Origin of the sequence: Agrobacterium sp. ST15.13.015 (genome assembly GCF_027871645.1) — a bacterium.
In the GTDB taxonomy this organism is placed as follows: domain Bacteria; phylum Pseudomonadota; class Alphaproteobacteria; order Rhizobiales; family Rhizobiaceae; genus Agrobacterium; species Agrobacterium leguminum.
Window position 1 is genome coordinate 1 of sequence record NZ_JAQAHF010000011.1, and the last position, 12894, is coordinate 12894.

The following is a 12894-nucleotide window of genomic DNA, read 5'->3' on the forward strand; positions in this document are numbered from 1 at the left end:
AACGAGAACCCCACCCCATACAAGTGGGTCAAGTCCGCCGACCAAATCCTCGCCTCGGTCAAGCGATTCTGCCAGAAAACAATGAGCCGAACTTCAGATTCAGGTGACTAGTTTGCGCGTGACCCCAAGTTCAGTAGCGACCTCTTTCTGATTAAATGTTGCAGCCATTTCCGTGACAATGCGGTCGACGGCTTGGGCTTCGATGAGATTTCTGCCTCTACCGCTTGTTTCACTGGGGAGTAATCCTGCGTCCAGCACGAGTTTGTTGAGGCGCTCGAACGGAATGCCGTGGACTTTTGAGGCAGAGTGGATCGTGTGGAACTTTCTGGAAGTGATCGGCCCGAAGAATTCATCCCCGGGTCCGAGCGGGAGGTTGTGAATATCCTTCTTGGTGAAGTGCGGACGTGCGCCGTCGATCTCCGGAGTTGCCCGGAGTGCGGCATTTCTTGAACTTCGGAGAGACGCCGCGCGCGGCGCAGGTCAGTTCAGGGCGGATCGCGTGCGAATCTGTTCCACGTTGGTGTCGGCATTGGCGAATCTTTCTTCAGAGCACGGGTGGGCGTTCCCGGCAGGAAATGCCAGGGCGAAATCAGACGGAAATGTCGGCGGGAGATCAGGCTATGACGAAGACCACTGCAGAGGCCAGCAGGCGCAGGGGGATGACTTCATTTGCTGGGTACATCGTGAAACTCCATCGCAGTCACTAGCTACAATGTCGTTCCTAAATGACGCTCGGAAACTTGTCCGCCGACCTAAGGCTGCATCGTTCGAAATAGTGAAATTCTTCGGAGGTCGCCCGTTCGGAAGCATCAAGCTCCCCTCACGCGGTGCCGGGGCGCACCTGTGGCGTCAGCGTCAGACCTGACCCTTCACGGATATCGATATCTGTATCATCGGTACCTCCGGCGCCTCCTCGGGCGTGAGTAGTAAGGCAGATTGCAGGCGTGGCGTCTACAGAAAAATATGAAGTTATATCAGGTTGTTAAATGTTCTTCTTAAGTTCTCGTGTCAACAATTGAGAGAACTTCAAGCGACGAATCCTTTCAACGTGGTTTGTCCCTTGCGTCCGTGCAACGGATCCTTCCGGCACCAGCAGGGAGGTCGAATCCATGGGATATTTCACGCAGATCATGATCGAGGCGAAGGAGCGCTACGGACATATTCTGAAGGAGAGGAATCTCGTGATGCGCGGAGAGCGCGGGGGAGGCGGACTGACCCTGGTGTTCAGGACTCGCGATCCGAACGGCTGGAGGCTACCAGTCGAACTCTACGTCCCGGGCAAAGCCGAAACACGCAAGGACCGGGCGGAGTGGGCGGATGTCCAGGTGACCGCCGAAATCAATACCGAGGTGAAATTCGGGGATGATGGGTGGTTCACGTCGGCGAGGGATTCTCCCATGGTGGTTGTGATCCCGTCCTTTGGCAGGGAGAACAGTCCGGGTTCGTCCTTGTGCACGCCGACCAGCACCAACCGCGGGCGCGACTGGGCAAGCCCGAAGTCGCGGGCGTTCAGCTTGTGCAGGCCGATGCGGTAGTCGAGCGCCTTCAGCCGCTTGAACACGCTGGCGCGATATTTGAGGAACTTCTTGTCCGCGAAGCCTTCGACGTTCTCGAAGAAAAAAGCGCGAGGCCTGATGACCTTCACATATCGGATCGCCTCATCGAAGAGATTCCTGCTATCGTTTGCTCCGAGTTGTTTCCCGGCCTGAGAGAACGGTCTGCACTCCACGCCTCCGGCAAGCAGATCAATGCCTTGGAATTGTTGGAGATCCCGATCCGAAACCTTCTCCAGGCGCTTCCGGGTGACGGGCCACGTCCAGTTCTTTTTCAGGGTCCGGGTGGCATTGAGATCCATATCGTAGAGTCGCGCGGGCTCGAAGCCCGCACCGAGCAGGCCTATGGCCTGACCGCCAGCACCCGCGCATATTTCCAGAAACCTCAAGGGTTTGGTGGCTTCGGTATTTTCTTCAGGTGCCGGATCCGGCTCTGGATCGCAGGGAAGAAGATAGGCGAGGGCGTCCTGAAGCTCAGTCTGCCAGAGATAGCCATGTTCGAAGGCAAAGCCGCTGAACTTCTCGTACCACGCAAACTTCCCATCGGCGAAGCGTTTCAGGGATTCATGGGCGGCGGCAAGCTTGTGCCGATGTGACTCATTCCTGAAGCCGGCGACACCCTTTCCTGGCAGTTCCACCTCGCCATAGACCGACTTGAATTCACGGAGCACGATCCTTGCGTGGGATCTCAATCTAACGGCCGCGGAAATGCATGCCTCGGACCGGTCGACGACATCCTCGTTCGGATCGCAGGGCGGCTCACCGACAAAGCGCTCGGTGAATTCGTCAATCTCGGATAGGAGCGTGGCGACGTTTTCGCCGAGCGCCTGGACGCGGAGGTGCGACTGCTTTGAAGCCGCGGCCGTCATCGCGCGCTGGCGGCCCCGTTCGGCATAGGCGCTCGCTCCGATCCTGTTGCGGATCGTCAGACGACGGAGCCTGGCAACGGTTGGGACATCGACGTCGGTTCCTTCTGCAAGAGCGTCCAGCGCAGCTTGACGGGTATCAGCATCGGTCGCGATCAGCGCCTTCACAACGTGGAATGGGACGCAGCGCTTGCGCAGGAGTGACTCGCAGGATCCGAGGGTCTCATCGAAGGCGAAGATCGACGGCAGGTCGCTGCGCGGGATGCCGCATTCGACAACCAGGAAACTGCGCAGATCGTCGTCGCTCATCGTTGAGCGCATTTGGCCGATGCTGGCGATCATGTCGAATTGGGCTTTGGCAATGGATTTGCGGTTCGCCAGGATTCGCTTCATCAGCGCCCCCGGGTCCTCGCTCGTCATATTGTCTGCCTTCTCAGCCATCGCCAGCCTCTGTTGTCATTGCTGTCTAGCAGGCTGGTCCTTCTGTCCCGGAAATGGATTCGATCAAATTCTAACTATCCTGTTCGAAGTTCGCCGGTCATACCAATGGCGCGATGTCGTCCGCCTTCCTGATGGTGGACGCTGGGAAGGCGGAAATGTCCGTCGATGGAAAGGGTTCTATTTTCAGCCTCGCGCCCGCTAATCGATCACTTCGGTCTCCCACCCTATATGGATGAGCCATCAAATGACGGGTTTGATGCGAAAGCAACAGATCCATGTTAGCTGTTTGAAATCTTCGTTGCATGATCCAAGAGTGCGCCGTGCGGAGCGACCATGGCAGAATGACGCATCAGATATCGCCAGACCGATTCGCCAGCCCTGACGATCAGGGGGCTCTATAGAAGGGGATCAGTTTCAACAGCCCCTGTCCGACCGGCTCGATGACGATGACGCCGACGGCAAGAACGAGCAAGGCAATGCCGCTAGAATCCTGCCGTCCGTAGCGCTCGCAAGCCCGTCAGAAGCATATACTTACCTCATATGCTTATCCAAAAAGGCGAGCACTTTATCAGGATGGCGACCGAACCAGTTGTAACCGTCCTTGAAGCGTTGTGTGGTGCCATCGATCCAAATCATCTCCTTTTCCTGGCTGCTCAGCAAATCGAACGTGCCCTGTGCATCGCCGGGATTAGACACGGCAGCATCATGGCGAACTTGCCACATTAGCACAGGCATCTTCACCATAGGTGCGTGAGGATGCGGGCTGCTCTCATGTGCCGTAAAGGCACCCATCTTCAGCAATTCCAAATCTACTAATTCTTTGTATTGCGGAATACCCATGCGCTGTAAGGCTTGATCGATTAACCCCTCTGGTGTGGGTATCATCGGGCTGCAAAGGCAACGTACGTTTTCAAATAGATCCGGACGGCGTGCGATCGCCACATACTGGGAGATGCCGCCGAGGCATTGGCTAAAGAGCGCGACCTTCATGCGGCTTAATTCAGAATGGCTGTCCACGTAGGTTTTGACACCCACGCAGTCACGCCATTCCCACTGACCCAGGCCGCTGATGCCATTGTTGGCAGTACCGCTATTTCCATGGTTGCGCAGATCGTAGGTCAGAACGTTGTAGCCAGCCTCAGTCAGATGCTTGTACTGCAGAACAAAGTCGATCTCGCCATCATCCACATAACTCCAGGGAGGCCCGAAATGTCCGGGGAAACCTGACCGGCACATCGGGGAGGCGTGGTTGAAGATCACAAGCTTGTCGCTGTTGCCGCCCTTGGCCGGGATGTACCAGGCTTCCAATGGGGTCCCGTCGTCTGAAGGAATGGACAGATCCAGCCATTCCGTCATGCCGTGATCGTCAGGTGTCTTATGGATGAAGCTGCGTAAGGGTTTGACGATGTTGGTCAGGGCTCGAACCTTCTCTAGGTCCTCTTTCGCAATGTTCTGAAGTTGATCGCGCGCTTTTTCAAGACGCTCGGCGGACATTCTCGCCATTGGTGCTATCCCACTTTTCGTGTTTGGTGAGGCATCACGCCGGATGCCTCGTGATCCGTGAACGGACCTCAGAGATCAGAGGTTTTCCTTGTAGAACGGGATCAGCTTTGCCAGCGCCTGTCCGACCGGCTCCGGCTTGTCGTAGAGATCGTAGTGCGACCACCCCTCAACGACGACGAGTTCCTTCTTCTTCGACGCCGCCCGCTCGATGATCTCGCAGCCGTCACGATAGGCGCCGAAGGCTCCGACCTGATCACCGACGACCACGCAGAGAGGCTGGGTCAGCAGCACTTCCGCAAGATGGAAAGCGTCCCAGCCAACCGCGGCGGCCTGATGGGACAAGAGCGAGCGGTTCAAACCGTTCGGCTTCTGGCCACGCGGCGTCCGATAATAGTCTGTGGCCTCCAACGGGTCGCGGTCGGTAACGCCAGCGGCCCGCGCTTCTTCAACGGAATTGGCCAGCAGGTTATCGACGTGAAGGCTTGCGCCGCGGGCCTCGGCGGTTCGCTGCTTGGCCATCGCTTCTAGCGCACCAATCGGATTGAGGCCGGTGAAATTACCACGCATCAGTCGGCCGTAGTTCGCGCCGGTGACAGTGCCGACGGCCTTAATGCGCCGTTCGGTCATGGCGGCATTGATCGAATAGCCGCCACCGCCGCAGATGCCTAGGACACCGATGCGATCCTCATCGACATATGGGAGCGTCACCAGATAGTCGGCGACATGGCGGAAGTCTTCGACGCGCAGGGTCGGATCCTCAATGAAGCGCGGTTCGCCGCCGCTGGCGCCCTGAAAGCTTGCATCAAACGCGATGACGACAAAACCTTCCTTGGCCAGTGCCACGCCGTAGACGTTGCCCGAAGTCTGGTCCTTGCAGCTTCCGATCGGATGCGCGCTGATGATTGCCGGATATTTCTTTGACTTGTCGAAGTTCGGCGGGAAGTGGATATCAGCGGCGATATCCCAATACATATCGTAATTGCGGATCTTTACGGTTTCCATGATGCGATCTCCTTGGTTTCAGGATGTGGGCATTTCTACCGGCCGGTCGACCGGCTGATTCACATGAACGCGGGCTTGTCGCCATCCGTGTTGGGTTTGTTGATGCCAATGTTGCGGTTGCCGAGCGCACCCGGCGCTCTGGCCAGCTTCACAACGAGAGCGGCGACGCTCTTTCGTGCGACTTCGGTACCTTTGAAGGGCTCGTTCCGTTCAGTGGTCTCGTAGTCGACCTCATCCGCATCGGTCAGCCAAGCTGGGCGCAGCACGGCATAATCCAGCCCCGATGCTTCGATCAGGTCAGCCGCCCTGCGGTAGGGCGGGATGTAGTCACCGATCTCCCGGTTATTCCATTCCCCGAACCTTCCGGACACTTCGTCATAAATGCCGAGCGTGGTGCAGAAGATCAGCTTCCGGACGCCGGTGTCGTGCATGGCGGCGATGATGGCTTGTGCCTGTGCATCGACATCACCGGCGAGGTTTGCATAAACCACGTCCTGACCGGAAATGGCTTCCTTCAGCTTGCCGGTATCGAGAACGTCACCCTCGACGACACGGGTGTTGGTCGGAATACTACGGCCCAGCCTCGTTGCATGGCGCAGGAACAGAGTCAGTTCCGTGTCGCCGTGTTCCGCCAACATATCGACCACATGCCGAGCGATCTGCCCGCCTGCGCCGAGGATCACGATCTTCGTCATGTCTTGCTCCATGAGTTCTGTTTTCGCGAGATCAACATAATACTCTGGACTGCATGGAAAAATAGGGGCATCCTTCAATGAGTTTGAAGCTGTAATTCATAATGAGTGCCGATGGACCGCAATCTTCTTCCCGCGATCGCTGCCTTTGCCGAAGTCGCGCGCGAAGGAAGCTATACCCGTGCCGCCGGCCGGATCGGCATTTCTCCATCGGGCCTGTCGCAAGCAATCCGAACCCTTGAACAGCAGCTCGGTGTCCGCCTGCTTAACCGATCGACCCGCTCCGTCTCCCTGACCGATGACGGTAGAAAGCTACTGGCCCAGGTTGAGCCTGGCCTTGCCATGATTTCGCATGCCGTTGTGGCGGTTGGCGATGCGCGGGAAAAGCCGAGTGGCGAAATCCGGCTGAATGCACCTCGCGTAGTCTCGCATCATTTCATAGAGCCACATCTAGGAGAGTTCGCTCGTCGGTATCCGGAAGTGCGCGTCGAACTATTCATCGATGATGGGCTCGGCGATATCGTTCGCGAAGGCTGCGATGCAGGTATTCGTCTGCGCGAAAGCGTGACAGACACAATGGTTGCCGTGCCGATTACACCTCCGGTTTCCCTGGCGGTCGTCGGGTCTCCTGCCTATTTCGCTTCCAATCCGCCACCAAAAGATTACGCGGATTTGGCCAACCACAATTGCCTCGGCTTTCGTCAATCAAGCAGCGGAGCCGTTTTCCGTTGGGAACTGACGGATCCCAAATCAGGTGAAGAGCGGCTGTTTCAGCCTGTCGGAACACTCGCGACCAACAACGATGACGTGATGTTGAGGGCTGCACTTCAAGGGGTTGGCCTCATCATGCATCTCGACTTCGCAGTGCGCCAACATCTGGCTTCCGGCGCATTGGTCAGCGTTATGGAGGATTGGTGCCTGCCTTTCGAGGGATTCAATATCTACGTGCCGTCGCGGGACCAGATGCCAGCCAAACTTCGTGCCTTCGTCGACTTCCTTGTCGAAAAGCGTCGGCAGTTGGCGCGTTAGGATCGGGTCAACCGGTTTTCCCGCCCAAAAGCGCATCGCCCCGATCGGCAATTTTCTGAAGAACCGAAAGCGCACTAGCGAGCGCTTCCTGGTCGAGCCCATCGAGCAGGTCCTTGCGCATGGTTTTCGTGATCTTGTCCAAGTCAGCGACCAGCTCTCTGGAAGTTTTGGTCAATTCGATACGGTTGGCGCGTCGGTCGCCATCCATCGGACGACGGACGATTAGTCCCTGTTTGGCAAGACCGTCAAGCAGACGCACTACCGATGGGTGTTCGATCTCAAGATGGTTTGCAAGGTCCCGCTGGCTGACATTGTCATGCCGGGCGAGATACTGAAGCGCCCGCGCCTTCGCCAGCGTCAGCCCTTTTGTCCGCACCCTGGCGTCGAACACATTGCGCATTTTTCGGGCTGCGATCGAGAGCGCCATGGTCAGCGCGGCTTCGGCAGTTTCTTTTTCCTTGGTCATGATCGGTCGGGCCATAAAATGTGCATAGCTACCTATAGGGCATTCGACCCGCCTGACCAAGGCTGTGATCCGACCGCGACCGGTTTAATTAAGAAGCCCCACTCAAAACAGTTTGAAGCTATCCCGCATTGTTGGTTTTCCACGATACGCATATTTATGTGCGTACACACCTATTTTGGAGGGCTGATTTGTCATCCGGGATAGGCATCTGAACTTTGGCCTCCCGCCGATGAGAGCTGGTCGCCAACCCGGAGAAATACGATGAAAGGCATGGTTTTCAAAGGAAAGTGCGAGGTCGCACTTCTCGATTTTCCCGATCCGTTGCCCGGTCCCGGCGAGGCCGTGATCGAGATGAAGGCATCGGGAATGTGCGGCACGGACCTTCACTACTATCGCCACGGTATGGCTGAATCCCTGGAAATGCTCGGCATGCGTGATCGCATGACCAGCGATCCTATTATCGGCGGACATGAACCCTGTGGCGTGATTGTCGCGCTTGGTCCGGATATCGATAGCCGCACATTTAAAGTCGGCGACCGTGTGATGGTGTTCCATTACGCAGGCTGCTGCCACTGCGATCACTGCCGGACAGGCTGGACGCAACTTTGCGACAACGGTGCGCGTATCTACGGTGTGCTCGAGCATGGCGGTCATGCCGAATATATGAAAGTTCCGGCATCTTCGTTGGTACATCTGCCGGCGGAAATGTCCTTCAAGGGCGGGGCTGCTGTTGCCTGCGGGACAGGTACTGCCTATGGCGCGCTGCTGCGTCTTAACATCAGCGCTCGCGACACTTTGGCGGTTTATGGACTTGGGCCTGTTGGCCTTTCGGTTGCACAACTTGCGTCGGCTATGGGCGTCGAGGTCTTCGGCATCGACATCAACACTGACCGACTATCTCGGTCGAAGGCCTTCGGGGTGGCGCATGCAATCGATGGCGGCAAGGTCGATCCTGTGGAGGAAATCCTGAAGCTGACGGGTGGCAAGGGTGCAACCTGCGCCGTCGATTGCGCCGGTCATGAGCAGGTCCGGAACCAAGCTGTGCGCAGCACCAGCATCTGGGGCCGCATTGCGCTCATCGCCGTTGGAGGCAATCTGACTCTCGACGTTATGAAGGATCTGATCGCTCGGCAGAGAACAATTGTGGGTTCCTTCACATTCTCCGAGGTCGGCATGAAGGAATGTGCGCATTTCATCGCCGACCACGGCGTCGAGGTCGACCGCGTCTTCTCCGACGAATGGAAGCTGTCCCAGGCGGCCGAGGCCTATTCAAACTTCAACAAGCAGGCGGGCGGCAAGGGCGTCTTCACGTTCTGACGCGTTTCCAGCGTCGAATAAACAACCACGCCTACCATAGAAAGGAGAAAATCATGACCAGGACAATCGAACTCAAGCACCCGGACAAGCTCTTTATCGGCGGCGAATGGGTCGCACCGTCCAGTTCCGAAAACTTCGCGGTTCTCGATTGCTCGACCGAAGAAACGGTCGCCCGTGTCGCCAAGGCTAATTCGGCCGATATGCAAAAAGCGGTCGCTGCCGCGCGGCAGGCCTTCGATACCGGCCCTTGGCCGCGCATGACGCCGACGGAACGCGGCACCTATCTCGAAAAGATAGCCGAACGCCTCGAAGCGGCCAACGATGAATTCGCCCGCGGCTGGTCCATCGAGACCGGCATCGTCTACAAGGTGGCGCAGCCGCGCATCGGCCTCTTCATCAGTGGCGCTTTCCGGCAATATGCACAGATGGCTTCAACGTTTCCGTTTATCGAGGAGCATCGCTCCGTCACCGGCAACCTCGCCTACAAGGTTTATGAGCCGGTCGGTGTAGTCGCCGAGATCATTCCGTGGAATGGTCCCGCGGGCCTGATGGCCTACAAAACGGCGCCAGCCCTGCTTGCCGGATGCACGCTGGTCATCAAGTCCTCGCCGGAAGCGCCGACCTCAGCTTACATGTTTGCTGAAATTTGCGAGGAAATCGGCCTGCCGCCTGGCGTGATCAATGTCGTGACGGCCGACCGTGACGTCTCGGAGGAACTGGTCCGAAATCCTGACGTGGACAAGATCACCTTCACCGGGTCCACCGGTGCGGGGCGCAGGATCGCCGCCGTCGCGGCGGATCGCATTGCCCGCGTGACGCTGGAACTGGGCGGAAAGTCGCCCGCCGTCGTTCTTGATGACTATGATATCGAGGACGCGGCAAAGATACTTGGTAGCTCCTACTTCGGCTACAATACCGGACAGATATGCCACAGCCTGACCCGCATCATTGTGCCTCGCGCAAAGCATGACCGCATGGTCGAAGTCCTCTCCGAGATCGCCCGCAACACCGTCGTCGGCGATCCATTCGATGCGGCAACGATGTCGGGACCGCTGGCCAGTGCCCGTCAGCGCGACACTGTCGAGCGCTTTGTTGCGCGGGGGATAGCGGACGGAGCGACGTTGACGGCTGGTGGCAAGCGGCCTGATCACCTTTCGCGCGGCTTCTTCTTCGAGCCGACCGTATTCGCCAATGTCGACAACAGCGCGTCGATCGCGCAGGAGGAGATATTTGGACCGGTGCTCAGCGTCATTCCTGCGGATGACGAGGCCAGCGCCGTCCGTATGGCGAACGACAGCCCGTTTGGCCTCAACGCCGCGGTCTTCACGAACGACCGCGACCGCGCACTGCATGTGGCCCGGCAGCTTCGTTCGGGAACCGTCGGTCACAATGGTCCCCGCACTGACTTCTCCATTGGCTTCGGTGGTTTCAAGCAGTCAGGTGTTGGCCGGGAAGGCGGCATCGAGGGTTTAATTGCCTTTATGGAGTCGAAGACGATCGTGATGGCGTAACTCACGTAACTCGACGGCGCGGTGGACGTTCCGCCGCGTCGCCGAATGCCAGGACCTATTCTGAAAGCATGAGAATGACCGTTTCACATCCCGAAAATGGCTTGGCCGATCCTGCGTCTGGGCGAAGGGCGGTGCCGCTCTGGCTGCTTGCCCTTATCACCCTCACGGGAACGCTGGCGATGCACATCTTCGTGCCCGCTTTGCCGCTGGTCGCTGCCCATTTCAACGCGACGGCCGGCACCACGCAACTCACGTTGAGCGCCTATATCGTCGGGCTCGCAGTTGCTCAGCTCGCCTATGGCCCGTTCTCCGACACTTACGGGCGCCGGCCTGTCCTGATGCTCGGCATGCTTCTCTATACGGCCGCGAGTCTGCTCGCGCTCACCTCGACCTCTATCGATGTGCTGATCGTGGCGCGCTTCTTCGAGGGCTTGGGCGGGGGAGCCGGACTTGTTCTCGGAAGGGCGATTGTCCGGGACACCAATACGGGCGAGGGGGCGGCGCGCAAGCTGTCGACGATGAATCTGATTGTCGTCGCCGGTCCCGGACTTTCGCCGGTGGTTGGAAGCCTGCTGGCTGCGGTTTCCGGCTGGCGCATCATTTTCGTGGCGCTCGGTTTGCTGGGCCTTATGAATTTCTATCTCGTCTGGCGGCGCCTGCCGGAAACTGCGGAGCGAAAAGCTAACGATGCACCGCCGCTCCTGAAAAGCTATGGAAAGCTGCTCCGTTCGCCGCGCTTCATTGGCTTCGTGGTAGGCGGAGGCTTTGCGACGACCGCCATCTATGCCTTCGTAGGTGCCGCCCCATTCATTTTTGTGCAGCAGTTGCATCGTCCTGCGCACGAGGTCGGCGCCTACCTTGCCTTCAACTTCATCGGCACCTGGATGGGAAGCCTTGCTGCGAGCAGGATGATTGGCAGGATTGCGCCGCGCACTCTCCTGATCGGCGGCAACCTGATGGGGTGCTTGGGAACAATTGTGTTTCTGGTTCTTGTGATCGCGGATCGGCTCAGCGTTCCCGGTGTGGTGCTGCCGATGATCCTGTTCAGCTTTGGTGTTGGTATAGCGTCGCCGATGGCGTTGTCAGAAGCGCTATCGGTCGATCCTTCCGTCGCTGGGTCAGCGTCCGGTATCTACGGATGCGTGCAGATGGCGATCGGAGCATTATGCGCCGCGGCGGGCGGATTTGGTGAGAACCCGGCTCTCGCGGCTGGGGGTACGCTGTTGGTGGCAGGATGCATAGCTCAGGCGGCTTTTATCGCTGCGGGACGGATGAGGCACTGATTGCAGGAAACTACATGTTGTCACTTTCGACCGAGACAGGGCCGACCAATCGAGTGAGAAACCGTTCGCGTTGGAACCAATGATAATGAGGGATCCTGAGAACATTGGAGCTACCGAAGGCGGCTAACGCTATTTTCGTCGCAGGAGTTGCCTGACCGCTATCGGCCTCAAATCGGTCGTTCCTTGATGTCGGGTCAACGAGGTGGAATTCCAAGGACCCAGACAAGTAGAGCTTCGGTGAGCTATTGCTTGTCATTTCCGGGTTCGAATGAACTGTGGGGAGTGGGCCTGAGAAGCTTGGGCAGGGCTTTCTCGTGCGGGTCGGGTTCGCTTGGATCGAAATAGGGAAGCGACACCTCGTGGTCGGGGTCTACGAGCCATCGCGCCTCCATCGGATGGTATACGCCGGGCAGTGGGAAATGCTCGTTGATCTCAACAAAATCGTCGATGTTCGCAGTAAGTATCGGCATCCGGTGCACGATGGCGACCGCAGATATCATCAAATCGTGACCGAGCCTGTTGCTTTTTTGGCCACTCTGGACGGTCCACATGTGTCGCAAGGCGGGGACAGATGTCATTCCGGCGTAGACAGTTGCCACTTCGGCCGTCATTTCCGGAAACGGAAAGGCCATAGAGATAAGCTCATCGACCCAGTTGGTGATAAGAAGCGCTCTCTGTGGATCATCCTTCACTCGGAGATGGGCTCCGCGCAGCAGTTCTGCTATGACGGGGTAGCAGAGTGCGAGACGATGTATGCCGACACGCAAGAGCCATGGACGCAGTCCGGGAGGAGGCTTCACGCGGCCCATAAGGCTGACGATGTCCGTATCCAGTAAAAGAATAGGGTCTGTCCGCACTTTAACATCTTTCTGTGGTCAGAAACTTTCTTCTTGAAAAATTCGAGGTGCGATCCAATTCGTATCGCTATACTGCACAGGCTGGTATGATGTCGTCCGAGAGAGGCCCAGATGACACGTGATTCCGATTGGCAGAGACACGAGGCCGAGGCCCGCATCCAGGAAGTTCTGGACGCAGCTAAAGCGCGCGGCACTCAGAGACTGATCGACACCGACGGCAGATTTGACGTGACGTTCGTACCCGGAAAAAAGACCCTGGAAGAGTTGTTCTCCCACCCTGGTCCTCTCCCCGACGATGACGATCCCAATCCCTGATCGAGATTTCTGCAGCTACGGTGAGAAACCGTAACCGGCGACGGTAAAACCAACAAGAT

Annotated in this window: 11 protein-coding genes; 5 read left to right on the top strand and 6 right to left on the bottom strand. The window is 57.8% G+C overall.

Annotation, left to right across the window (positions count from 1 at the left end; translation table 11 throughout):
• Positions 1 to 1267: 1267 nt before the first annotated feature.
• The 4 genes from PIB16_RS17365 to PIB16_RS17380 form a co-directional block, all read right to left on the bottom strand.
• Positions 1268 to 2860, bottom strand: a complete 1593-nt coding sequence (locus PIB16_RS17365) for a DNA cytosine methyltransferase (RefSeq protein WP_271046038.1) — start codon at positions 2858 to 2860, stop codon at positions 1268 to 1270.
• Between the two features lie 531 nt (positions 2861 to 3391).
• Positions 3392 to 4363, bottom strand: a complete 972-nt coding sequence (locus PIB16_RS17370) for an alpha/beta hydrolase family protein (RefSeq protein WP_271046039.1) — start codon at positions 4361 to 4363, stop codon at positions 3392 to 3394.
• Positions 4364 to 4438: 75 nt separating this feature from the next.
• Complete coding sequence (locus PIB16_RS17375; protein ID WP_052819830.1) at positions 4439 to 5365, bottom strand: alpha/beta hydrolase; 927 nt, start codon at positions 5363 to 5365, stop codon at positions 4439 to 4441.
• A gap of 59 nt (positions 5366 to 5424) precedes the next feature.
• Complete coding sequence (locus PIB16_RS17380; RefSeq protein ID WP_271046040.1) at positions 5425 to 6060, bottom strand: SDR family oxidoreductase; 636 nt, start codon at positions 6058 to 6060, stop codon at positions 5425 to 5427.
• A gap of 111 nt (positions 6061 to 6171) precedes the next feature.
• Here PIB16_RS17380 and PIB16_RS17385 point away from each other — a divergent pair, with 111 nt between their 5' ends.
• The gene (locus PIB16_RS17385; protein ID WP_271046041.1) at positions 6172 to 7086 is read left to right on the top strand and encodes a LysR family transcriptional regulator; all 915 of its coding nucleotides are present in this window, start codon (positions 6172 to 6174) and stop codon (positions 7084 to 7086) included.
• 7 nt (positions 7087 to 7093) lie between these two features.
• On the opposite strand, the gene PIB16_RS17390 is transcribed toward PIB16_RS17385, so the two are convergent.
• A complete protein-coding gene (locus PIB16_RS17390; protein WP_271046042.1) occupies positions 7094 to 7552 on the bottom strand; it encodes a MarR family winged helix-turn-helix transcriptional regulator in 459 nt (152 codons plus the stop codon).
• Positions 7553 to 7813: 261 nt separating this feature from the next.
• On the opposite strand from PIB16_RS17390, the gene PIB16_RS17395 reads away from it, so the two are divergent.
• From PIB16_RS17395 to PIB16_RS17405, 3 genes are all read left to right on the top strand, one after another.
• On the top strand, positions 7814 to 8869 hold the full coding sequence (locus tag PIB16_RS17395; protein ID WP_271046043.1) for a zinc-dependent alcohol dehydrogenase family protein: 1056 nt from the start codon (positions 7814 to 7816) through the stop codon (positions 8867 to 8869).
• Positions 8870 to 8922: 53 nt separating this feature from the next.
• Positions 8923 to 10380, top strand: coding sequence for an aldehyde dehydrogenase (locus tag PIB16_RS17400; RefSeq protein ID WP_271046044.1), 1458 nt, complete (start codon positions 8923 to 8925; stop codon positions 10378 to 10380).
• A 74-nt stretch (positions 10381 to 10454) separates the two neighbouring features.
• The gene (locus PIB16_RS17405) at positions 10455 to 11663 is read left to right on the top strand and encodes a multidrug effflux MFS transporter (protein WP_271046045.1); all 1209 of its coding nucleotides are present in this window, start codon (positions 10455 to 10457) and stop codon (positions 11661 to 11663) included.
• Between the two features lie 242 nt (positions 11664 to 11905).
• Here PIB16_RS17405 and PIB16_RS17410 read toward each other — a convergent pair whose 3' ends face one another.
• Positions 11906 to 12355, bottom strand: a complete 450-nt coding sequence (locus tag PIB16_RS17410) for a type II toxin-antitoxin system VapC family toxin (RefSeq protein WP_271046046.1) — start codon at positions 12353 to 12355, stop codon at positions 11906 to 11908.
• Between the two features lie 276 nt (positions 12356 to 12631).
• Between PIB16_RS17410 and PIB16_RS17415 the strand changes: the two genes are divergently transcribed.
• Complete coding sequence (locus PIB16_RS17415) at positions 12632 to 12835, top strand: hypothetical protein (RefSeq protein WP_271046047.1); 204 nt, start codon at positions 12632 to 12634, stop codon at positions 12833 to 12835.
• The last annotated feature ends 59 nt before the right edge of the window (positions 12836 to 12894 follow it).